Below are 21,788 nucleotides of genomic sequence, written 5' to 3' on the forward strand. Positions count from 1 at the left end.
GATCCCGCGCCCGGCGGGCGGGCACGGCGGCGCGGACCCGCGGATCCTGGCCGAGTTCTTCGCGTTCGTCCGCACGGGCGGGCGCACCGACACCTCCCCGGTCGCGGCCCGGATGAGCGTGGCGGCCGGCATCCAGGCCACCGCCTCACTGCGCTCGGGAGGAGTGCCGCTGGAGGTGCCGCCGCTCGACCCGGACCTGGCCGCCTACTTCGGGGAGTAACCCCGCCTGGCAGGCCGCCGGGCCCGGCCGGGAGGCCACAGGGCCGTACCGGGCGGGGTCTCACATGTTCTCGGCGCCGGCCCTGATGGCCTCGCGGATGCGGAAGTACGTGCCGCAGCGGCAGATGTTGCGCAGGCCGTCGAGGTCGGCGTCGGTGATCTCGCGGCCTTCGGCGGCGACCCGGCGCACCAGCGCCACGGCGGCCATGATCTGGCCCGGCTGGCAGTAGCCGCACTGGGCGACGTCGTGCTCCAGCCAGGCCCGCTGCATCGGGTGCAGGTCCTGGCCGGACGTGGCGGCGAGCCCCTCGATGGTGGTGACCTCGTCGGTCGGCCGGAGCGCCGAGACGGGGATGGCGCAGGGGTTGACCGCCTTGCCGTTGAGGTGGCTGGTGCAGGCCTTGCAGACGTTGATGCCGCAGCCGTATTTCGGCCCGGTGATGCCGAGCAGGTCGCGCAGCACCCACAGCAGCCGCACGTCACCGGCGACGTCGACGGTGACCTGCGCGCCGTTGACGCGGAAGGTGTATTCGGGCACTCGCGCTCCTCGGTCTCAGCGGGCGTGGTCCAGGCCGTCGGCCGGGGACGGGGGGATGGGCGGGACGGTGGGCTTGGGGGTGAAGGAGAGGGTGGCGTGGTTGATCGGGAAGCCGGTGGGCATCGTCCCGGTCGCCCGGCCGTAGGCGCACGCGACGGCGGCCATGGAGGCGGCCACGGCCAGCTCGCCCGCGCCGCCCGGCCGGTCGGAGGTGCTGGGCATGATGATGATCCGCAGCTCGGGCGGGGTGTTCCACTGCCGGGTGTAGAAGTAGTTGTCCCAGCTCGCCTCCAGGAAATGGCCGTCGCGCAGGTGCAGGCCGGCGGTCAGGGCGAGCGCGATGCCGTCCATGATGCCGCCCATCATCTGCGCCTCCAGGCCGCGCGGGTTGACGACGAGGCCGGCGTCCACGGCGAAGACCGCCCTGGTGACGCGCGGCCCGGTGACGCCGTCGCGGATGGGGCGGTTGACGGTCTCGGGCCGGCAGTCGATCTCGATCAGGGCGGCGCTGACCGATTTGTACTCGCCGTGGAGCGCGATGCCCTGCGCGGTGCCCGGCGCCATCGGCCGGCCCCATGCGCCGGCCTCGGCCACCTTGGCCAGCACGGCGCGGGAGCGGGCGTCGCCGAGGCGGTCGTGCCGGAACCGGTAGGGGTCCTTGCCCATCCTCGCGGCGAGCTGGTCGACGATGAGCTCGCGGGCGCAGGTGACGTCGGGCGAGTAGACGTTGCGCATGCTGCCGGTGTTGAAGCCCTTGTCCGTCTCGCTGAGCAGCCGGCTGCTCACCCCGAACGCGTACGGCATCGACTGGCTGAGATGGAAGAACGTCTGCGCGAACCCGGCGTCGGCCACCGGCAGCCGCGCGGCCAGAGCAGTGATGATCTCGCCGAGCCCGTGGCCGAGATCGGTGGAGACGCTCGTGTGGCGTTGCTGGAAGCTCAGCACGGTCTCGCCGAGGTAGGCGGCGCGCACGCGCGAGGTGGCCATGGGGTGGGTGCGGCCCTGGCGGGAGTCGTCGGCGCGGTGCCACATGAGCTTGACCGGCTTGCCGAGCTTCTGTGACACCTCGGCGGCCTCCATCGCGGCGTCGAAGAAGAGCTTGCGGCCGAAGGAGCCGCCGCCCTCGGTGACGTGCACGGTGACCCGGCCGACCGGCAGCCCGAGCATGGCGGCGATGGCCTGCTGGGCGACGATCGGCGACTTCAGCGCCGACCAGATCTCGGCGCGGTCGGCCCGCACGTCGGCGATCGCGCAGTTGGGCTCCAGCGCGCTGTTGCTGCGGAAGGCGAAGGTGAACCGGCCCTCGACGAAGGGGGTCGGCGGCCTGATGCCGAGGGGCAGCTCCGCCGCCTCCAGCTCGCGCAGCACCGACGCGTCGGACTTCCCCTCGGCGGTGCCGGGCCGCCAGGAGACCTTCAGGGCGCGTACGGCGTCGATGCACTGGCCGAAGGTGTCGGCCCGGACCGCCACCCCGGTGGAGATCACCACGGCGTCGGTGACGCCCGGCATCGCGCGCACCTCGGCGAGGTTGGCCACCGAGCCGACCTTGCCGTTGATGGTCGGCGGGCGGCACACCATCGTCGGCTTGGCGCCCGGCACGGCCAGGTCCATCGCGAACTTCTTGCGCCCGGTCACCGCGTCGAGCGCGTCGACGCGGTTGTGCGGCCGGCCGATGACGGTGAAGCTCTCGCGCGGCGCGAGCTCGACCCGCACCCGCATGGTCGTGTCGCTCGCGGCCCTGGCGGCGAGCGCGCCGATGCCGATGGACCGCCCGGACGGGCCGGTGATCACCCCGGCCTTCAGCGTCAGGCCGGCGACCGGCGCGCCCAGCTCGGCCGCGGCGGCCTCCAGCAGCCGGAGCCTGGCGACGGCGGCGGCGACGCGGATCGGGGTGTAGGTCGAGATGGTGGTGTTGGAGCCGCCGGTGAGCTGGTTGAACAGCAGCTCCGGCCGGGCGTCGGCGAGCGTGACGCGCACGCGGTCGAGCGGCACGGCCAGCTCCTCGGCGATCAGCATGGCCGTGGAGGTGGTGATGCCCTGCCCCACCTCGGCCCGCGGCAGCGCGAACGACACCGTGCCGTCGCCGCCGATCCCGACCGAGATCAGGCCCGAGGTCGGCAGCGCCGCCGCGGTCATCAGGTCGTTGAGGTCGAGCAGGTCACCGAGCTCCGGCACGAGCTCCGGCGCTTGCTCCGGCACGGGCGGCGCCGCGGCGGCGGCCGGCCGCGCGGGGACGAGCTGGGCGGGGACGAGCTGGGCAGCGGTCACCAGGGTCGGGGCCGCCACCACGTAGCCGAGGAACCGCCGCCGCCCGATCGCCCCGCCGCGCTCACTGCCGCGCTCACCGCCGTGCTCGCCGCCGGTCATGAGCCGGGGCGGTTGGTCGTCGGGATCTCGATCTTGGTCTCCTTGCCCTTGGTGAGGTAGAAGAGGATGTATTTCCGTACGGCCTCGTCGAGGACCCAGGCGGTCTCGGGCACCAGCGGCAACGGGATCAGCCCCTCTCGAAACTTCACCAGCGCCGGCCAGACGGTCCTGATCAGCGGGTCCCACACCGGCTCGCGCCTGATGCCGTCCCAGTCTGCCACTTGATCGCCGACGAGGTAGCGGGCCAGCGAATTGCACAGCGGCCTGCTGACGCTGCCGGGGCTGGTCTGCTCGGCGAGCTGGTCGAGCAGGATGTCGGTGAGGATCACGCCCTCGGGCGTCGGCCCCATGTTGCGGGGCAGGACCTGGTCCGACTGGGCCTCGGCGGCGTCCCAGGTGGCGGGGATGTACTCGTCCCTGATGCCGAGCAGGTGCGCGGTGACCTGCCAGACGTGCAGGTACGCCTCCGCCTCGGCGGCGGTGATCGGCACCTTCCACTCGCGCATCTTGCGCATCGCGAAGGTCGGCAGGGTGTGCCAGGTGACGAGCATGTCCTCCTGGCTGATGGGGATGTCGCCGCCCCAGTGGGGCGACTGCTGCAGCAGGTGCCGTACGGCGGCGTGCACCAGGCGGGTCTTGACGCACTCGACCACGCACGAGCCGCCGGGCCGGTAGGCGTCGAGCGCGCCGACGGCGAAGCCGAAGATGCTGGTCTTGGCGACGCGGTCCTCCATGTCCGCCCCGCCCTTGGAGTAGTAGACCGCGCGGGCCTCGTTGGGGATGGCGGTGGCCAGCATGCCGCCGCCGACCCCGTTGCAGAGGTTGAGATAGATGCCCCTGGCCTTGTTGAACCGGGCCGCGAGCTCCAGCTTGCCGTGGTCGGCCCAGGGCGGGAGCCGGCGCGCCCGTTCCATGAAGGCGCGCAGCTCCTCCGGCAGCCCGGCCGGCAGGGGCTGGTCGTTGCGGGTCCAGTCCCACAGCAGCCGGTTGACCTCGGGGATCGCGCCGCCGTCGAGCAGCGAGGCGAGGAGCGGGTCGGCCTCCTCGTCCCAGACCCAGCGCGGGTCGGCGCCGGCGCCCGAGCCCGCGACCGACCCGCTCGGCGCCCAGGTCCAGTCGGTGAGGGCCCGCGCCGGGGAGGCCATCCCCAGCGCCCCGAACGCCCCCAGGGCCCCGCCCGAGAGCAGCATCCTGCGCCTGCTCAGTTCCGCCATGCCGGTGAACCCCTTTCCACGGTGATCGGCCTGCGAGGCAACGGCCCGGTCAGGACGGGCGGTTGCTGTCGGGGATCTCGATGCTGATCGGCCGCGCCTCCGACAGGAAGAGCAGCGCGGCCTTGCGCAGGAACTCGTCGAAGAGCCAGTACGCCTCCGGCGCCAGCGGGAACGGCAGCAGCCCCTCGCGGACGGCGATGAACGGCTTCCAGGAGAGCCGGAGCAGCGGGTCCCAGACCGGCTCCCTGGGGATCTTCAGCCAGCCGGCGATCTCGTTGCCGAGCATGAACCGCGTGAACGCGCCCAGGATGGGCTTGGACAGGATGCCGGCGTCGACCTCGGAGCCGAGGTTGAGGAGGATGTCGGCCAGCTTGACGCCCTCGGGCGTCGGCGCCAGCACCGGGGTCAGGACCTGCTCGGCCTGGGAGTCGGCCTCGGCCCACGACGAGGGGATGTACTCGTCCTTGATGCCGAGCATGTGCGCGCACAGCTGCCAGGAGTGCAGGAACGCCTCCGACTCGGCGGCGGGGATGGGCACCTTCCAGGCGACCAGCTTCTGCATGACGGTGGTGGGCAGGCTGTGCCAGGTGACCATCATGTCCCGCTGGCTGATCGGGATCTCCTCCTCGGCGACCTCCGACCAGTGCGGGGACTGCGGCAGCAGGTGCCGTACGGCCGCGTGCACCAGCCTGGTCTTGACGCAGGTCACCACCATCTCGCCGTCGGGGCGGTAGGCGTTGGCGGACATGATGTCGTAGCCGAGCTTGGCGGTCTTGGAGATGCGGTCCTTCATGTCCGCGCCGCCCTGGGAGTAGTAGACCGCCAGCGCCTCCTTGGGGATGACGGTGCTCATCATGCCGCTGGCCAGCCCGTACAGCAGGCCGAGGTAGAGGCCGCGCTTCTTGTTGAACTCGACGACGGTGCCGAGCTTGCCCTGGTCGGCCCAGGACGGGAGCTGCCTGGCCCGCTCCATGAAGTCGCGCAGGTCCGCCGGCAGGCCGGCCGGGAGCGGCTGGCCGTTCTTGGTCCAGGTCCGTAACAACTCGTTGACCCGGGGCACGTCGCCGCGGTCGAGGATGGAGGCGACCAGCGGGTCGGCCTCCTCGTCCCACACCCAGCGCGGGTCGAGCCCCGCGCCAGCGCCCGCCACCGAGCCCTGGGGCGACCAGGTCCACGCCGGGAGCGCCTGCGCGGGGGTGGCGATGGTCAGCGCGCCGAGGGCGCCGAGCGCCCCGCCCGCCTTCAACATGTTGCGCCTGCTGAGTTCACCCATGCCGCCGTTCCTCCTTCTGGCCGAGGCCACGAGCGCTTCTGATACGGTGAAACAAGCTGCGATGCCGCGTATCAGCATCAGAGCACAAGGTGACCCGCATCACAAGAGCGCGGCGGCCACTGTTGGTGTTTGGGGCAGAATCACTACAGGAGGTGAGCGTGGAATCTGCGCTGTCCGGATTCATGGCGCCGGCGGACTCGGAGTCGCTGCTGGAGCGCGCCTACCTCGATGCCGTCGAGCAGGTCGGCGACCTCGACGAGGCGCGGGAGCGCATCCTCGACGCGGCATACGAGCAGTTCTGCCGGATGGGCATCCGGCGCTCCACGATGGAGGACGTCGCCCGGCGGGCGAAGGTTTCGCGCATCACCGTCTACCGGCGCTTCGCCACGAAGGACGCGCTGGTCGAGCACGTGGTGCGGCGGGAGTTCCGCCGCTACTTCGACCGGTTCCTGATCGACATCGAGCAGGCCGGCACCGCCGCCGACCGGGTCGTGCTGGGCTTCGTCAGCTCGTTGCGGGCGATCCGCGGCAACCCGCTGATCGGCGGGCTGATCGAGGCCGAGCCCGATCTGCTGGTCCCCTCCATGATCGCCGACGGCGGCCGGACGCTGGCCACCGTGCGGCGGTTCGTCGCCGGCCAGCTCCGCCGCGAGCAGCGCGCCGGCAACGTCTCCGGCGACCTGGACGTCGAGCTCGTGGCCGAGCTGATGGTCCGGATCTCGGCCTCGTTCCTGGCCATCCCCGGCGACGTGGTCGACCTCGACGACGACGCGCAACTGGCCTCGATCGCCCGCCGCTTCCTGGTCCCCATGCTGACCCCACCCGCCCCGCCCGCCTGACCGGCGGCCCTCGGAGGCGTCACATGACAGTTATCACAGGGGGTTCGTGTTAGTTGTTTCTACCGGCGCGGGGCGTGGCGGGCGAGGCTTGAGCTGCAACCAGGGGCAGCGAGCAGTCCAGATGCCCGCTGCCACTCCCGTCGGATCTCGGCTGCGAGCCGAGGCGGAAGGAGAGTGGCCCGATGGCCGAAAGCCTCTACATTCTCGGTGACGAAGATCGCAAGAAGTTCGCCAGGCTGATCGCCGCCGCGTGGTCGGCGGACGAGGTGAAGACCCGCTACGGCCGCGAGCCCCGCCAGATGCTGGCCGAGTACGGCATCGCCTACCCCGAGGGCGTCGCCACGCCGCCGCTGCCCCCGAAGCCCGCCGGGGAGTTCAGCATCGAGGAGCTGGAGGTCGCGGCCGGCACCGAGGCCCCGGCCGACGGCTGCATGGGCTCGGCCAGCTCGGTCAGCACGATCGGCGGCTGCGCCTTCACCGCCGCCACCTTCGGCTGCGGCGCGAGCGTGGAGTAACGCCTCGGGGGCGCGCCCGGCCCGTGGCCCCGGCCCGTGGCCCCGGCCCGTGGCCCCGGCCCGTGGTCCCGGCCCGTGGTCCCGGTCTGGATCGACGGAGCCGTCCGGGCGCCGCGCCCCCAGGCCCCGTCGTGGCACCCGGTGGCCCGCCGCCACCGGGTGTCTCCTTCGCCCGTCCCCGGCCGGGAGAGCGGACGCCTCCCCGGCCGGGGCGGAGACGGACCCGAGGAAGGGCGGGCCCGAAGCCGCACGGCCGGGGGAAGGCGGGGCCGAGTCGTTTCGCGCAGGCGGGAGAGGTCCCGGGGCGATGATCCCCGGGATCAGTGTTTTGCGGGATCAACCATCCCCGCGATTAACGACACGCGGTGGACCGGTGCGAAAGACTTCCGAAAAGCGAGCATTGTGAAAAGGCATCGATGACGCGTTGCCTTGACCCGGATCGGTTGTCATGATCCGTTTGTGACCCAGACAGGGGCTCCCGGCGCGAAGGTGGCGGCCCGCACGCCACCGGCGGTGCGACTCGGCCGTACGGCGATCGCGGCGTTCGCCGTCTACCTGATCAGCCCCACGATCGCGTACTACATCGAGACCCCGCTCCCCCGGCGCGTGCCCGCGCTGGTCCTGGCGGCGGCGGTGGTCGCCCTCTACATCGCCGCCGGCTGCACCGGCCCGCGCGGCCCCTGGCACCGGTGGGCGGTGGGGGTCATGGCGCTGCTGGTCTACCTGCCGCTCCCGGCGCTGGGCGAGTGGTGGGCCGCCTCGGGCGTGTTCCTGGCGGCGATGGCGCTGGGAGTCCTGCCCAGGCCGTACCCGGTGCCGGCCTTCCTGCTGGTGGCCGTCGCCGAGACGGTCAAGTCGATCCTGCTCGGGGACGACCTGGCCGGCGGGTTGTCCTGGACCCTGTCCGTCTCCGTGGCGGCCATCCCGCTGGCGGGCCTGACGCATTTCGCGGAGACGGCGCGCATCCTCTACCTGACGAGGATCGAGTTCGCCAAGGCCGAGGTGGCGGCGCAGCGCGCGCGGGCGATGCGCGAGCTGGAGGGCATTCTGGGCAGCCGCCTCGACGCCATCGCCGAGCAGGGCCACAGGGTGGTCGCCGGCATGGACGGCGACGCCGAGATCGTCAGGAAAGAGCTGAACACCCTGCTCGACATCACCCGCGAGTCCCAGAGAGAGATGCGCGGTTTCGCGCATCGGGAGCAGCGGCTCCCTTCGGAAAAGCCCGGTGACCAGAAATGATGAACGTCACGATACGTCGGTGTTAGTTGTTTCTGGCGGCATTTGCCGCTGATGACGAATCTGGATCTCGTAGACGGCCACTCTGATCCACCCGGAAGCGCGAACCCGCGCCCCCGGGGCCTCTCACCGAAGAGGTGACCCCATGCCAGAAAATCCGGAAGATCCCACGCTCTCCCCCGAGCTCCGCACGCGGCTGGCCAGATTCGTGGCGCAGGCGTGGTCGGACGAGTCGCTCAGGCGGGAGTTCGAGCGGGACCCGCGCGCCGCCCTCGCGGCGGCGGGCGTGGACTGGCCGCGCGAGCTGCCCCCGCCCGGCCTGCCCGACCACCCCGGCCAGGCCATCGACCTGGAGAGCCTCGAATCGTCCGCCGGCGGAGCGCTCGGCACGATCGGCACCGTGAGCTGCCCGACCGGATGTTTCTCCGGCGCGCAGAGCACCTGACGACTGGTACGTCCCGGCGGAGCGGTGGGCAGTCCAGATGCCCACCACCCCACCGGAAGAAGCATCTCACACCACCGCGGCGGGAGGATCTGTGATGACTGTGGACACGATCGGCTGGGACACGGCCCAGCGCAGAGCGTTCGGCGAGCTGACGGCGAGGTCGTGGCTCGACGCGGACTTCAGGCTCCGGTACGAGCGCGAGCCCCTCTCGGTCCTGGCCGAGTACGACCTGCGGCTGTCCGACGGGGCGCCCGCCCCCGAGCTGCCGCCGGAGCCGGGAGCCGAGCTCGTCATCGAGGTCCTCACCGGGTCCGCGGCGGCACCGCCCCCGCCCCCGCCGCCGCCGTGCCTGCTCAGCCTCTGCTTCTGCCTCTACACGCCCGGGAGGGCCCAGCGATGACCATGACCGCGGTGGAGGCGCCAGGAGGCGAGCGGATCGACGAGCTCGTCTCCACGGTGCGGACCAAGGCGTGGCTCGCCGCGGTCGCCCTCGTCCTGCTCGCGGCCTGCGCCGCGAGCTGGGCGTGGCTGGGACAGGTCCGGGACGTGGTCGCCGGCGACGGCGTGCTGGTGGCCGGCGCCGGTCCCGTGCCGGCCGCCGCGCCCGTCGCGGGCAGCGTGGCCGAGGTCCTGGTCCGCGTGGGCCAGGAGGTGACGCCGGGAACGCCGCTGGCGGTGCTGGCCGGCGCGCGGGGACGCGGGCAGGTCGTGCGGGCCGCGACGGCCGGCCGGGTGCTGCGCACGGCGGCCCCCGGCACCACCCTGGCCGCGGGCGGCGCCGTCGCGGCGATCGACCCGGCCGGCGGCCCCCTGCGGGCGCTGCTCCTGGTCGGCCGGGACCGCCTCGCGCTGCTCTCCCCCGGCCAGGCCGTCACGTTCGGCGGCACGGGGCTGCGGGGCCGGGTGAGCGCGGTCGAGCCGTACCCCGCCTCGGCGGAGGCGCTGCGCCCGCTGTTCGGCGCGGACCCGCGGACGGAGGGGCGGCACCTGGTGACCGTGGACCTCGACCGGCCGGCCTGGCCGGGAGCGACTCTCACCCCGGTGTCGGGGGAGATCACGGTCGCCGTCCGGCGTCCGGTGGACGCGCTGTTCTCCGGAGGCCGCCGTGGCTGAGCACACGACCGGGACGGAGCCCGCGCGGACCGGGCGTACAGGAAGGACAGGACGTGCGGGCAGGACCGGGCGGGCGGGCCGGACGCGGCCGGTGCGCACCGAGCGCCGGCCGCAGATGGAGGACGCCGACTGCGGGCCCGCCTGCCTGAGCACGATCTTCGCCCACCACGGCCTGCGCGTCCCCGTACGCGAGATCAGGGAGCGCTGCGGCGTGGGCCGGGACGGGCTCACCGGGGCCGGGCTCAAGGCGGCGGCCGAGGAGTACGGCTTCACCATCGGCGGCTGGCGGGCGGCGGCCGACGAGCTGGAGACCTTCCCCGTCCCCTCGATGATCTTCGTCGACCAGCGCCACTACGTGGTGCTGGAGGGCATGCGCAAGCGGTGGGCCTACCTCAACGACCCCGCCGTGGGCCGCATCCGGCTGAGCAGGGAGGAGTTCCGGCGCCGCTTCAGCGGGATCGTGCTGGTGCCGCGCCCCGGCGAGAACTTCACGCCCGGCGGGCAGCGCCTGCCCATGGCCCGCTCGGCGCTGGCGAAGGTGCGGCCGTACCTGTCGTCGCTGCTGGCCATCGCCGTCATGGCATTCATGCTGGCCCTGCCCGCGGCGGTCACCGCGCTGCTGACCCGGCTCCTGCTGGGCCAGGTGCTGGTCGCGGGCAGCACCGCCTGGTCCGCGCCGGTGCTGCTCGGGCTGCTCGGCTGCGTCGGCTTCACCCTGGCCGGCACCTGGGCGCAGCAGCGGCTGCTCGGCGCGGTGCAGCTGGCGATGGCCGCCGACCTGTCGGGCCGCTACCTGTGGCGGATGCTCAGGCTGCCCGGCGACCACTTCCACCGGCGGCAGATCGGCGGGCTGGTGACCAGGACGTCCTTCGGCGCGGGGCTGGCCCTGCTGCTGTCGGACCGGGTCGCCGCCGCCGTCGCGGCCCTGCTCACCATGGCGGTGCACGTCTCGCTGCTGTTCGCCTTCCATCCGGCCTTCGCCGCGGTCGCCGTGCTGCTGGCGGCGGTCAACCTGGCGGCGATGCGCGCGGTCAGCCGGCGTACGGCGCCGCACCAGCAGCGGCTGCTCTTCGACGAGCACCGCAGGGACAGCATGGCGTTCAACGGCGTCTCCATGGCCGAGTCGCTGAAGGCGGACGGCGCCGAGGGCTGGTTCTTCGCCAAGTGGGCGGGGCTGTCGGCGCGGACCATGTCGGCGGCCCAGGAGCTCATGCGGATCACGCAGGCGCTGATGGTGGTGCCCGCCGCGCTCGGCTCGCTGGCCGGGGCCACCATGGTGATCACCGGGGCGGTGCTGATGGCGCGCGGCGAGGTCACGATGGAGACCGTCATCGCGGCCCAGCTCCTCGTCGGCGCCTTCCTCGTGCCGATGTCCTCGCTGGTCGGGATCGGCGCGGAGACGCAGATCGCGGTGGCGCAGACCGGCATGCTCGACGACGCGCTCTGCGCCGAGCCCGACCCCCGCCACGCCGAGCCGCCGCGCGCCCCGGCGGCGGCGGGCGGCCTGCGCGGCGCGGTGGAGTTCGACGAGGTCACCTTCGGCTACGACCGCCAGCACGGGCCGGTGATCCGGGGGTTGTCGTGGCGGGCGGAGCCCGGCCAGCGCGTGGCCGTCGTGGGCCGTACGGGCAGCGGCAAGTCCACGGTCGCCCGGCTGCTCACCGGCGCGGTCACGCCGTGGTCCGGGCAGGTCAGGTTCGACGGGGTGCCGAGGGACGAGACGCCCAGGGAGACGCTCTCCACCTCGATCGGCTACGTGGAGCAGCAGTTGCAGGTGTTCGAGGGCACGGTGGCCGACAACCTGACGCTGTGGGATCCGACGGTGCCCGCGTACCGGCTGCACCGGGCGGTGGGTGACGCCTGCATCGCCGACGTGGTGCACCGCAGGGGCGGGCTGTCGGGCGGCTGGGTCGAGGAGCGGGGCCGCAACCTGTCGGGCGGCGAGCGGCAGCGCCTGGAGATCGCCCGGGCGCTCGCGCTCTCCCCCTCGGTGCTGGTGCTGGACGAGGCCACCAGCGCGCTGGACGCCGAGACCGAGGCCCTGGTGGACGCCAACCTCAAGGCCAGGGGCTGTACGTGCGTGGTCATCGCGCACCGGCTCAGCACCGTGCGCGACAGCGATCTGATCCTCGTCCTGGACCGGGGCGAGGTCGTCCAGCGGGGCACGCACGCCGAGCTCATCGCCGAGCCCGGCCTCTACCGCACGCTCGTCGAGGAAGCCGCATGAACGCACACCCCACCGGCGACACCCCTCCGACCGGCCACCCGCCCGCCGAGGGCCGCGACCGTTCCGGCCGCCCGGCCACCGAGACCACCAAGGCCGGCGGGACCGGGGAGACCGGCGCGCGCGGTGAAGGCGGCGTCATGAGCGGGTACCCCGTCAGCGAGATCGAGCTGATCGACCCCTACGCCTGCTGGCGCGTGGTCAGCGGCTTCGTGGACGTGCTGCTGTCGCCCGTGGACGGCCAGGGCCCCAGGCGCCGCGTCGTCCGCGTGGAGAGCGGGCAGGTCATGCACGGCTTCGCCGCCACCGACCTGCCGCGCGGCTACACCGTGCTGGCCTCCCCCGCCCACGGCGCCTCCGTACGCCGGGTCCGCAGGGACGCGGGCACGCTGACGGCCTGGACCCGCCGCCTGCGCCGCCCCGGCGACCACGACGGCACGGGCGAGGGCGAGCTGCGCGCGCTGCACCGGCGGGCGCTGGCGCAGGCGCTGCTGCTGGCCGAGGCGGAGGAGGCCGACAGGGACAACTGGCGGGCGGCCAGGGCGGCGGCCACGGGCGAGACGCTCCGGCGCTCGTTCGACGACGTGGCGGTCGCCGCCGGCGCGCCGCCCTCCCCCGGCCGCCCCAGGACGAGCGCCGAGCACGCCGCGAAGGTGGTCCAGACCCTCGCCGGCCACTGCGGCTTCACGCTGACCGACCCCCTGCCGGCCGCCGACGCCGGCCCGTCGGCGGCGGTGGCGGGCGGCGGGACGGTGGCGGGCGGCGGGACAGTGGCGGGCGGCGGGACAGTGGCGGGCGGCGGGACGGTGGCCGGGGATCCGCTGGGGGCGGCGCTGGACGCGGCGCGGGTGCGGTATCGGCGGGTGCGGCTCGACGGGCGGTGGTGGCGCCGGGCCACCGTGCCGATGGTCGGGTTCACCCGCGACGGCGGCCGCCCGGTGGCGCTGCTGCCGCACCGTGGCGGCTACCTGGCCGCCGACCCGGCGGCCGGCCCGTCCAGGAGGGTGACCGAGCCGGTGGCCGCCGCGCTGGCGCCGGACGCGTGGCAGGTCTACCCGCCGCTCGGCGACGGCCTCACCTCGCCGCTGGCGCTGCTCAGGTTCGGCCTGCGCGGCGCGGGCAGGGAGCTGGGCTGGCTGCTGGGGGCCGGCGGCGCCGCCGCGCTGCTCGCGCTGGGCGTCCCGCTGTTCACCTTCAGCCTGCTGAACTCGGCGGCGAACCCCGCCGACCGGCCGGCCACGATCTGGATCGCGGTGCTCATCGCCGCCATGGTGTGCTCCGGCACGCTGCTGCTGGCCGTGCGCAACTCGGTGCTCGTCCGCGTGCACGGGCGGCTGCAGGAGCGGCTGGAACCGGCCGTGTGGAGCCGGCTGCTCTCGCTCGACCTGCCGTTCTTCACCCAGTACAGCACCGGCGAGCTGGTCCAGCGCGCCAACGCCATCGCCGACATGCGCAAGGCGCTCGGCGAGGCGGCGGTCAACTCCCTGCTGGGCGGCATGTTCTCGCTGCTCGGCCTGGTGGTGCTGGTCCTCGTGGACTGGCGGCTGGCCCTGCCCGCGATGGGCGGGGTCTGCGCGCTGCTGGCCGTGCTCGCCGGGCGGGCGGTCCGCCAGCAGCGGCACGAGCTGGTCATGCACGAGCAGTACGGGAAGGTCTACTCCCTGCTGTACGCCTGCTACGGCGCGATCGACAAGATCCACGTCGCGGGCCGCGAGGCGCAGGTGTTCGGGCTGTGGGCGCGGTTGTTCGCCGTCCAGCAGCGCACGGCGGCGGCGGCCCAGCGCGAGCGGGCGGTGTCGGCGGCGATCGGCGCGTCGGCGCAGCCGGCGCTGCTGCTGCTCCTCGCGCTCGCGGGCCTGGCCGTGCAGGTCCCGGCGGGCTCCTTCGTGATCGCCGCCGTGGCGCTGGGCCAGTTCGTGCTCGCGCTGGGCCAGATGAACCGGGCGGTGGAGGCGGCCTTCGCGCTCCTGCCCCGGTTCGAACGGCTGCGCCCGGTGCTGGAGCGGGCCCCGGAGACGGCGCCGGGCGCGAAGGACCCGGGCGAGCTGAGCGGGCTGGTCCGGCTCGGCGGCGTCTCCTTCGCCTACCCCGGCACCGCGACGCGGATCCTCGACGACGTGTCGATGGTGTTCCGGCCGGGCGAGTTCGTCGCGGTGGTGGGCCCGTCGGGCGCGGGCAAGTCCACGCTGGTGCGGCTGCTGCTGGGCTTCGACCCGCCGCGTACCGGCCAGGTGCTCTATGACGGCGGCGACCTGCGCGACCTGGACCTGCGCCGGGTGCGCGCCCAGGTGGGCGTGGTGATGCAGCAGGCCAGGGTGCTGCGGGGCTCGATCCTGGAGAACATCGTCGGGGACGTGCCCGGCGCGACGGAGGAGGACGCCTGGCGGGCGGCCCGCCTGGCCGACCTCGACGGCGACATCGCCGCGATGCCGATGGGCCTGCACACCGTCGTCGGGGAGGACAACGCGTCCTTCTCCGGCGGCCAGCTCCAGCGGCTGCTCATCGCCAGGGCGCTGGTCAAGCGCCCGCGCGTGCTGATCCTCGACGAGGCGACGAGCGCGCTGGACAACCACACGCAGGCGCTGGTCAGCCGGAGGATCGCCGAGCTGGACGTCACCCGGATCGTGATCGCGCACCGGCTGAGCACCATCAGGTCGGCGGATCGGATCTACGTGCTCGACCAGGGGAGGGTCGTCGCCGACGGCCCCTTCGAGGAGCTGATGGACGAGTGCCGGCTCTTCGCCCGCATGGTCCGCCGACAGGAGGTATGAGATGACGGTCTCGATGCCCGCGGGGTACGCCGAAGCGCAGGGCGAGGGCCTGCTCGCGGTCCCGGGCGGGGACGAGCGGCTGATCGCCGTGCTGGCCGCGGCCGCGCCCTTCCCCGAGCGCGTGTCGGGGGAGTTCTTCGTCCCCGTCGCGGGACGCGGCCCGCGCCAGGCGTCCGAGCGGGTCAAACGCTGGCTCAAGGCCGCCGTGGGCGACGACGAGGACGCCAAGCGGGCGCTGCTGCACCACCGCAGGCGCTCGGGCCGCGACCTCGGCGCGGGGCTCATCGACGTGCGGCTGGCCGATCCGCGCAGGCTGCCCGACTGGGGCTACGCCCTGGTGGACTTCCTGCTCGCCCAGCCGCCCACGGCCGCGGCCGACCCCGCGTGCGGGCGGCCGGGGGCGCCGTTCGTGGCGTTCCGGCGCGCGGTGGACCGGCTGGTGGACATGAAGGACGGCACGGTGCGCGGGGTGCCGGTCACGCCCGAGGCGTGCGAGGACGTCGCGGGCCAGCTCGTCGAGCGGCTGACGCAGGTCTGCTTCGCCGGCTTCGCGTTCGAGTCGCAGCTCGCCGGCACGGCCAACGACGTGTCCGCCTGGTTGCAGAGCCCCGGCCTGGACGTGAGCCGGTCGGGCTGGCTGGACCGGCTGGAGACGCTGCCGGGGCTGGCGTACGTGATGGGCATGGCCTGCCTGCAGTGGCGGCGCGTGGTGCACGAGCTGTTCGACCGGCTGCGCGCCGACCTGCCGGAGCTGCGCAGGACGCTGTGGGGCTGGACCGCGCCCGGCCCCGTCACGGGGTACTCCGGCGACTCGGGCGACCCGCACAACCACGGCAGGGTGGTCACGCTGCTCACGTTCGCCTCGGGCGAGCGGGTGGTCTACAAGCCGAAGGACCTGCGCTCGGTGGTCGGGCTGATGGACGTGTGCACCCTGCTGAACAACCACGGCCTGCCGCTCCCCCTGCACACCCGCGCGGTGATCTGCCGCGACGGCTACGGCTGGGAGGAGTACGTCACCTCCGAGCCGGCCACCGGCGAGGACGGCGTGCGCCGCTACTACACGCGCCTGGGCATGCTGGCCAGGCTCGCCCAGTTCCTGGAGTGCCGGGACCTGTGGGCGGACAACCTGGTCGCCAAGGGCGACACGCCGGTCTTCATCGACCTGGAGAACGTCCTGCAGGCCCGCATCGGCAAGCCGGCCCTGATCGGCGACCGCATCCAGTCGTTGTGGGGGAAGGTCGAGGAGACGGTGGCCAAGACCGCCGTCATCAGCTTCCCCCGGGTGATCGCGGGCGGCGTCCAGGCGCAGGACATCGGCTGCATGGCCGGGTTGCAGGAGCAGGTCGCGGCGAACCCGGCGGGCTATCCGCTGGGCTGGGAGGCGCCGCCGTACCGGCCGACGTGGGGGGCGGGCGAGCTGGCCGACCCCAGCCGGTACGCCGACGAGGTGGCCGAGGGCTACCGGCAGATGCAGGACTGCCTGGTGCGCAACCGGGAGCTGCTGGCCGACCCGCGCGGCCCGCTCGCGCTGCTGGAGGACGCGCCGGTCCGTTACATCTGGCGCAGCACCTGGGACTGCATGGAGCTGCTGAACATGAGCGTGAGCCCGGGGGCGCTGGTGGACGGGATGGCCAGGGAGGTCACGCTGGCGCACCTGTTCCGCAGCGCCCGCGAGACGCTGCGGCGCGACCCCGGGCGCGAGGACATCCTGGAGCTCGTCGAGCAGGAGATCGACGCGTTCCGCCGGATGGACGTCCCGCTGTTCGTCTCCCGGCCGGGCTCGGACTCGGTGTTCACGCCCGACGGCGTCGAGATCCCGGGGCACTTCGCGGGCACGGCCTGGCAGCGGCTCCAGGACCGGGTGGCCGACCTGGCGGGGTTCCCGGTGGAGGAGCACCTGGCCGTGCTGGAGACCTGCCTGGACTTCACGGGCGCGAGCGCGCTGCCCGCCTCGTTCCCCGGTCCCGGGCCCCGGCCGCGGACGATCCGGGAGATCGGCCAGTACGTCTACGACCTGTCGGGCCGGCGGGAGGAGCCGGCGGCGGAGGCGCTGCTCTCCCGCGCCGGCGAGCTGGCCGACCAGGTGCTGGCCACCGCCGTCACGCTGGGCAGGCCCGCGGGCGACCCCCTCGGCGAGCGGTACGGCTGGATCGGCGTGGTCACCTACCCCGCGCACGGCCTGGACCAGATCGAGCCGCTCCAGGGCGACCTGCTCACCGGCACCGCCGGCCTGGCGGTCTTCCTCGCCGAGCTGTACGCCAACACCGGCGCACCCGCGCACTGGACGGCCGCGCAGGACGCGCTGGACGCCGCGGCCGAGTTCGCGACGCTGTCCACCCGGTCGGGCCTGTACCGCCGGATGTGCGGGACGCTCGCGCCCGTCGGGGCGTTCGTGGGCCTGGGCGCGGCCGTCTACGCGCTGAGCCGGTGCGGCGCGGCGCTGTCCGACACCCGGCTGGTGGAGCGGGCGGCGGCGCTGGTGCCGCTCGCCGCCGAGCAGCTTTCCCTGCCGACCTCCGCCGAGCCGGTGCTGGGCCGGGCCGGGCTGCTGCTCGCCCTGCACAAGCTGCGCGAGGCCGCCGCGTCGCCGGTCCCCGCGGCCGAGTCGCTGGCCGCGCGGCTGCACGAGGAGCTGCTGGCCGAGCTGGCCGCCGGTGACGCGGCGCGGGCGCCGTACCCGCCGGGGCTGCCCGCGCTCGACGGGGTGCCCGCGGGCACGGACGGGCTGGTGTGGGCGCTGGCCGCGAGCGCCGCCGCGCTGGGTGAGACCGGACCGGCCGCCGCGCCGCTGCTGGCGCACCGGTTCGCCCTCGACACGCCCGGCTCGCTGCTGGCCGCGGTCGCCACCGCGCACCTGCTGACCGGCGAGGTGCCGGGCGCGCTGCGGGAGCGGGTGGCCAGGTACTGCGCGGCCGACGCCGGGCGGTCCTGCGCGCGGCTCGTCGTCGACGCCGAGGTGGCCCTGCACACCGCCCGCCTGACCGGCGACGGGGCGCTGGAGCGGGCCGCCCGGGAGCTGGCCGCCGAGCTGCTGCGCCGCCGCGACCACACCGGCCGCTGGTTCGCCGACCGGCGGCGGGCCGACCGCCTCACCCTGTCGGCCACCGACGGGCTCGCCGCGGCGGGGCTCACCCTGCTGCGGCTGGCCGACGACCAGGTCGCCTCCCTGCGCCTCGTGCACTGACCGGCCCACGCGCTGACCGGCCCCATGCACCGACCGGCCCCATGCGCTGACCCGCCCCATGCACTGATCGGCTCGTGCACTGATCGAAAGGAACGCCATGGACGCCCGACCATCCTTCCGCCGCCACTACCGGGTCGAGGTCATCGAGGGAGAAGGGGTCTACCTCATCTCGGAGCGCGACACCCACGTGCTCACCGGCCGCTCGATCGAGGCGGTGGCCGGCCTGCTCGACGGCAAGCACACCGTGCGGGACATCCTGGTCGCGGTGGAGCCGGACATCCCGCCCGAGAACGTCTACTACGTGCTGCACACGCTGCGGCGGCGCGACCTGCTGGTCGACGTCACCGAGGACGTGGAGCGGGCCTCGGCCGCCTACTGGGAGATGGCCGGGCTCGACGCCCGGGCGGTGACCGCGTCGGTGCGCGGCGGGCGGGCGGAGGTGCTCACCGTCGGCGACGTGACCGCCGGCGAGCTGCGCGACCTGCTGGCCGCCGAAGGGGTGGAGGTGACCGGCCCCGGCGAGGACGCGGCGCTGACCGTCGTGCTGACCGACGACTACATGCGGGGCGAGCTGGCCGAGATCAACCGGCGGCACCTGGCCGAGGGGCGGCCCTGGCTGCTGGCCAGGACGACCGGCCCCGTGCTCTGGCTGGGCCCCGTCTTCCGCCCCGGCCAGGACGACGACGGCGGCTGCTGGCGGTGCCTGTCGCAGCGGCTCGAAGGGCACCGGCAGTCGCTGACGTATCTGGAGGACAGGCTGCGCGGCAGCAGGCCGCTGGCCCTGCCCGCCGCCGACCTGCCGCTGACCCGCGGCGCGGGCGCGCGGCTGGTGGCGGCCGAGGCGGTGAAGTGGCTGGCCGGGCTGCGCGGCCCGTGGCAGCGTGACGTGGTCACCATCGACACCCTGCGCCTCGACACCGCCCGCCACGCGCTGCGCCGCAGGCCGCAGTGCCCCGCGTGCGGCGACGCGGGCCTGATGGCCGCGGCGGCGCGGTCACCGGTCGTGCTGCGCCCCCGGCCCAAGACCTTCACCGCCGACGGCGGCCACCGCTCCCGGCACCCGGAGGACACCGCCGAGAGGTACGCCCACCTGGTCAGCCCGGTCACCGGGGTCATCCGCGACCTGGCCAGGATGGACACCAAGACGCCCTTCGTCAAGGCGTACATGGCGGGGCACAACTTCTCCCGGCAGGTCCACAACCTCGCCTCGCTGCGCAGGGGGCTGCGCACCCAGAGCGCCGGCAAGGGCATGACCGACCTGCAGGCGAAGGTCAGCGCCATGTGCGAGGCGATGGAGCGCTACTCGGGCGTCTTCCAGGGGGACGAGGCGCGCATCAGGGCGAGCCTGCGGCAGCTCGGCGCGGACGCGCTGCACCCGAACGCCTGCTCGCTCTACAGCGAGACCCAATATCGCACCCGCACGGCGCTGGCGGCCACCTCCGGCTACGCGTTCGTCAACGACCCGCTCGACGAGGACGCGGCGATCGAGTGGACGCCGGTGTGGTCGCTGACCGAGCGGCGGCACAAGTACCTGCCGACCGGCTACCTGTACTACTACTACAACGACCTGCACGCCACCGGCCCGCTCTACGCCTGGGCCGACTCCAACGGCAACGCCGCCGGCTCCTCCCTGGAGGACGCGGTCGTGCAGGGCTTCATGGAGCTCGTGGAGCGGGACGCGGTGGCCGTGTGGTGGTACAACCGGGTGCGCCGGCCCGCCTTCGACCTCGCCACCTTCGGCGACGCGTGGATGGCCGAGTTCCAGGAGGTCTACGCCGGTCTCGGGCGCGACCTGCACGTGCTCGACCTCACCAACGACCTCGGCGTCCCCGTGGCCGCCGCGATCAGCCGGCGCGTGGACGGGCCGTCGGAGGACATCCTCATGGCCTTCGGCGCCCACTTCGACGTGCGCATCGCCGTGCAGCGCGCACTGGCCGAGCTGAACCAGTTCATCCCGGCGGTCATCGACGTCGGCCCGGACGGCGTCACCCGGTACCGGTTCCCGGAGCAGGACCAGGTCGACTGGTGGGCGAACGCCCGCATGGCCGACCATCCGTACCTGTCGCCCTCGGGGGCGTCCGTGCCCGCGTCCGCGTACGCGCGGCCGGCCACCGGCGACCTCCTCGACGACGTGGAGGCGGCCCGCGCGCTGGTGGAGGAGCGCGGGATGGAGATGCTGGTGCTCGACCAGACCCGGCCCGACATCGGCCTGCCGGTCGTCAAGGTCATCGTCCCCGGCATGCGCCACTTCTGGCGGCGGCTCGCCCCCGGCCGCCTGTACGACGTGCCCGTACGGCTCGGCTGGCTCGCCGAGCCCACCCCGGAGGAGCAGATGAACCCCATCACGATGTTCCTGTGAGCGGCGTTCCTGTGAGCGGCGTTCCAGTGAGCGGCGTTCCAGTGAGCGGCGTTCCAGTGAGCGGCGTCCCCGCGAGCGGCGCGGCCATGGGCGGGCCCGCGCCCCTGCCCATGGTCGGCCTGCGCGCGGACGCGGCCGTCGAGTCCGCGGACGGCCTGCTCACCATCGCGCAGCCCTTCGGCACGGTCGGCCTGCGCGGCCTGCCGCCGTCCGTCGCGGCGCTGCTGCGCGAGCTGCCCGGCACGCTGGCCGGCCGGGACGACCTGGCCGAGCGGCTGCTCGCGGCGGGCGGCGGCAGCCACGACGCCGCCCTGCTCTACCTGGCGCTGTCACGGCTGCACCCGGTGCTCGTGCACGCGGTCGAGCCGCTGCTGCGGGTGGTGCCCATCGTCCGCGACGCCCGGTTCGAGCCGCCCGCGCTCGCGCCCGAGGACACCGTGCGGCTGTCGCGGTTCGCGTTCGTGCGCAGGGCGGAGCGGGGGCTGGTGCTGGAGTCGCCGCTGTCGCGGCACCGCGTCACGCTGTCGGAGGAGGCCATGCCGCTGCTGGCGGCGCTCGGCCGGCCGGTCCTGGTGAAGGAGGCGCCCGAGGCGATCGGCCACCTGGTCGCGGCCGGCATGGCGGTGGTGGGCGACGCCGAGGAGCGTGACCCGGCGCTGCGCGGGTGGGACTTCCACGACCTGCTCTTCCACGCGCGCAGCCGCTCCGGCCGGCACGACCAGCCGTTCGGCGCGACCTTCCGCTTCCTGGACGTGACGCCGCCGGAGCCGGCGGTCAGGCGTCCGCCCGAGGGCGCCGTCGTGGAGCTGCACGCGCCCTGCCTGGCGGAGGCCGCCGCGGCCGACCCGCCGTTCACGACCGTGCTGGAGTCACGCAGGTCGGTGCGCCAGTACGCCGGCCCGCCGACGCTCCGGCAGCTCGGCGAGCTGCTCTACCGGGCCGCCAGGGTCCGGCGGGTCATCCCCCCGCAGCCCGGCATGCCGTACGAGGCCAGCAGCCGGCCCTACCCGGGCGGCGGCGCCGTCTACGAGCTGGAGCTGTACCTGACCGTCGCCCGCTGCGAAGGGCTGGACAGCGGCGTCTACCACTACGACCCGCTCGGCCACCGGCTCGTCCGGCTGCCGGCCAGGCCCGAGGACGCGCGGGCGATGCTGGACACGGCGAGCCTGGCCACCGGCGGGACGGCCGACCCGCAGGTGCTGATCACCTTCACCTCGCGCTTCGGCCGCATGTCGTGGAAGTACTCCGGAGTCGCCTACGCCGCCACGCTGAAGACCGCGGGCGTGCTCTACCAGACGCTCTACCTGGTGGCCACCGCGATGGGACTGTCGCCCTGCGGCCTCGGCAGCGGGGACTCCGACCTGGCCGCCCGCACCTTCGGCCTCGACTGGGCGACCGAGTCGTCGGTCGGGGACTTCCTCATCGGCGGGCCGCCCGCGGGGTCCGATTCGTGATGTCCGTCATGGCCGGGTGGTGTCGTCTGCATCTGCC

General features: G+C 74.1%; 15 protein-coding genes and 1 pseudogene. 12 read left to right on the plus strand and 4 right to left on the minus strand.

The window, feature by feature from the left end; all coding sequences use genetic code 11:
• A pseudogene (locus IO39_RS56030) lies at positions 1 to 220 on the plus strand (gfo/Idh/MocA family oxidoreductase); the annotation flags it as partial.
• A 60-nt stretch (positions 221 to 280) separates the two neighbouring features.
• Here IO39_RS56030 and IO39_RS15110 read toward each other — a convergent pair.
• The 4 genes from IO39_RS15110 to IO39_RS15125 are packed head-to-tail and all read right to left on the minus strand — an operon-like array spanning position 281 to position 5,611.
• Positions 281 to 757, minus strand: a complete 477-nt coding sequence (locus tag IO39_RS15110) for a (2Fe-2S)-binding protein (protein WP_043622366.1) — start codon at positions 755 to 757, stop codon at positions 281 to 283.
• Between the two features lie 15 nt (positions 758 to 772).
• Positions 773 to 3,124 (minus strand): molybdopterin cofactor-binding domain-containing protein, encoded by a 2,352-nt coding sequence (locus tag IO39_RS15115; protein WP_052422913.1) that lies wholly within the window; start codon positions 3,122 to 3,124, stop codon positions 773 to 775.
• Complete coding sequence (locus IO39_RS15120) at positions 3,121 to 4,338, minus strand: oxygenase MpaB family protein (RefSeq protein WP_043622369.1); 1,218 nt, start codon at positions 4,336 to 4,338, stop codon at positions 3,121 to 3,123. Before IO39_RS15120 ends, IO39_RS15115 begins: the two co-directional genes overlap by 4 nt.
• A gap of 49 nt (positions 4,339 to 4,387) precedes the next feature.
• Positions 4,388 to 5,611, minus strand: coding sequence for an oxygenase MpaB family protein (locus IO39_RS15125; protein ID WP_043622372.1), 1,224 nt, complete (start codon positions 5,609 to 5,611; stop codon positions 4,388 to 4,390).
• A 182-nt stretch (positions 5,612 to 5,793) separates the two neighbouring features.
• Here IO39_RS15125 and IO39_RS15130 point away from each other — a divergent pair, with 182 nt between their 5' ends.
• From IO39_RS15130 to IO39_RS15180, 11 genes are all read left to right on the plus strand, one after another.
• On the plus strand, positions 5,794 to 6,450 hold the full coding sequence (locus tag IO39_RS15130; RefSeq protein WP_052422914.1) for a TetR/AcrR family transcriptional regulator: 657 nt from the start codon (positions 5,794 to 5,796) through the stop codon (positions 6,448 to 6,450).
• A gap of 182 nt (positions 6,451 to 6,632) precedes the next feature.
• Positions 6,633 to 6,965 carry a hypothetical protein gene (locus IO39_RS15135; protein WP_043622380.1) on the plus strand — a complete coding sequence of 111 codons (333 nt, stop codon included), beginning with the start codon at positions 6,633 to 6,635 and terminating at the stop codon, positions 6,963 to 6,965.
• Positions 6,966 to 7,424: 459 nt separating this feature from the next.
• Positions 7,425 to 8,204 (plus strand): sensor histidine kinase, encoded by a 780-nt coding sequence (locus IO39_RS15140; protein ID WP_043622383.1) that lies wholly within the window; start codon positions 7,425 to 7,427, stop codon positions 8,202 to 8,204.
• Positions 8,205 to 8,346: 142 nt separating this feature from the next.
• A complete protein-coding gene (locus tag IO39_RS15145; protein WP_043622386.1) occupies positions 8,347 to 8,646 on the plus strand; it encodes a hypothetical protein in 300 nt (99 codons plus the stop codon).
• A 94-nt stretch (positions 8,647 to 8,740) separates the two neighbouring features.
• Positions 8,741 to 9,046 carry a hypothetical protein gene (locus IO39_RS15150; RefSeq protein ID WP_043622391.1) on the plus strand — a complete coding sequence of 102 codons (306 nt, stop codon included), beginning with the start codon at positions 8,741 to 8,743 and terminating at the stop codon, positions 9,044 to 9,046.
• On the plus strand, positions 9,043 to 9,759 hold the full coding sequence (locus IO39_RS15155) for a biotin/lipoyl-binding protein (protein WP_157548351.1): 717 nt from the start codon (positions 9,043 to 9,045) through the stop codon (positions 9,757 to 9,759). The genes IO39_RS15150 and IO39_RS15155 overlap by 4 nt, the downstream gene beginning before the upstream one ends.
• Before the next feature lie 91 nt (positions 9,760 to 9,850).
• Positions 9,851 to 11,986, plus strand: a complete 2,136-nt coding sequence (locus IO39_RS15160) for a cysteine peptidase family C39 domain-containing protein (RefSeq protein ID WP_043622398.1) — start codon at positions 9,851 to 9,853, stop codon at positions 11,984 to 11,986.
• Positions 11,983 to 14,754, plus strand: coding sequence for an ATP-binding cassette domain-containing protein (locus IO39_RS15165; protein ID WP_052422915.1), 2,772 nt, complete (start codon positions 11,983 to 11,985; stop codon positions 14,752 to 14,754). The genes IO39_RS15160 and IO39_RS15165 overlap by 4 nt, the downstream gene beginning before the upstream one ends.
• Before the next feature lies 1 nt (position 14,755).
• On the plus strand, positions 14,756 to 17,938 hold the full coding sequence (locus tag IO39_RS15170; protein ID WP_043622401.1) for a type 2 lanthipeptide synthetase LanM: 3,183 nt from the start codon (positions 14,756 to 14,758) through the stop codon (positions 17,936 to 17,938).
• Between the two features lie 97 nt (positions 17,939 to 18,035).
• Positions 18,036 to 20,297 carry a TOMM precursor leader peptide-binding protein gene (locus tag IO39_RS15175; RefSeq protein ID WP_052422916.1) on the plus strand — a complete coding sequence of 754 codons (2,262 nt, stop codon included), beginning with the start codon at positions 18,036 to 18,038 and terminating at the stop codon, positions 20,295 to 20,297.
• Between the two features lie 56 nt (positions 20,298 to 20,353).
• Positions 20,354 to 21,751 carry a SagB/ThcOx family dehydrogenase gene (locus IO39_RS15180; RefSeq protein WP_052422917.1) on the plus strand — a complete coding sequence of 466 codons (1,398 nt, stop codon included), beginning with the start codon at positions 20,354 to 20,356 and terminating at the stop codon, positions 21,749 to 21,751.
• Positions 21,752 to 21,788: the final 37 nt, after the last annotated feature.

This window comes from Nonomuraea candida, from assembly GCF_000725485.1.
GTDB lineage: Bacteria > Actinomycetota > Actinomycetes > Streptosporangiales > Streptosporangiaceae > Nonomuraea > Nonomuraea candida.

Excerpts from the sequence above, each read along its gene's own strand:
- IO39_RS15150 (WP_043622391.1), top strand. The coding sequence starts at position 8,741 with ATGACTGTGGACACGATCGGCTGGGACACGGCCCAGCGCAGAGCGTTC.
- IO39_RS15165 (WP_052422915.1), top strand. The coding sequence starts at position 11,983 with ATGAACGCACACCCCACCGGCGACACCCCTCCGACCGGCCACCCGCCC.
- IO39_RS15145 (WP_043622386.1), top strand. The coding sequence starts at position 8,347 with ATGCCAGAAAATCCGGAAGATCCCACGCTCTCCCCCGAGCTCCGCACG.
- IO39_RS15130 (WP_052422914.1), top strand. The coding sequence starts at position 5,794 with ATGGCGCCGGCGGACTCGGAGTCGCTGCTGGAGCGCGCCTACCTCGAT.
- IO39_RS15155 (WP_157548351.1), top strand. The coding sequence starts at position 9,043 with ATGACCATGACCGCGGTGGAGGCGCCAGGAGGCGAGCGGATCGACGAG.
- IO39_RS15135 (WP_043622380.1), top strand. The coding sequence starts at position 6,633 with ATGGCCGAAAGCCTCTACATTCTCGGTGACGAAGATCGCAAGAAGTTC.
- IO39_RS15115 (WP_052422913.1), bottom strand. The coding sequence starts at position 3,124 with ATGACCGGCGGCGAGCACGGCGGTGAGCGCGGCAGTGAGCGCGGCGGG.
- IO39_RS15125 (WP_043622372.1), bottom strand. The coding sequence starts at position 5,611 with ATGGGTGAACTCAGCAGGCGCAACATGTTGAAGGCGGGCGGGGCGCTC.
- IO39_RS15175 (WP_052422916.1), top strand. The coding sequence starts at position 18,036 with ATGGACGCCCGACCATCCTTCCGCCGCCACTACCGGGTCGAGGTCATC.
- IO39_RS15170 (WP_043622401.1), top strand. The coding sequence starts at position 14,756 with ATGACGGTCTCGATGCCCGCGGGGTACGCCGAAGCGCAGGGCGAGGGC.
- IO39_RS15120 (WP_043622369.1), bottom strand. The coding sequence starts at position 4,338 with ATGGCGGAACTGAGCAGGCGCAGGATGCTGCTCTCGGGCGGGGCCCTG.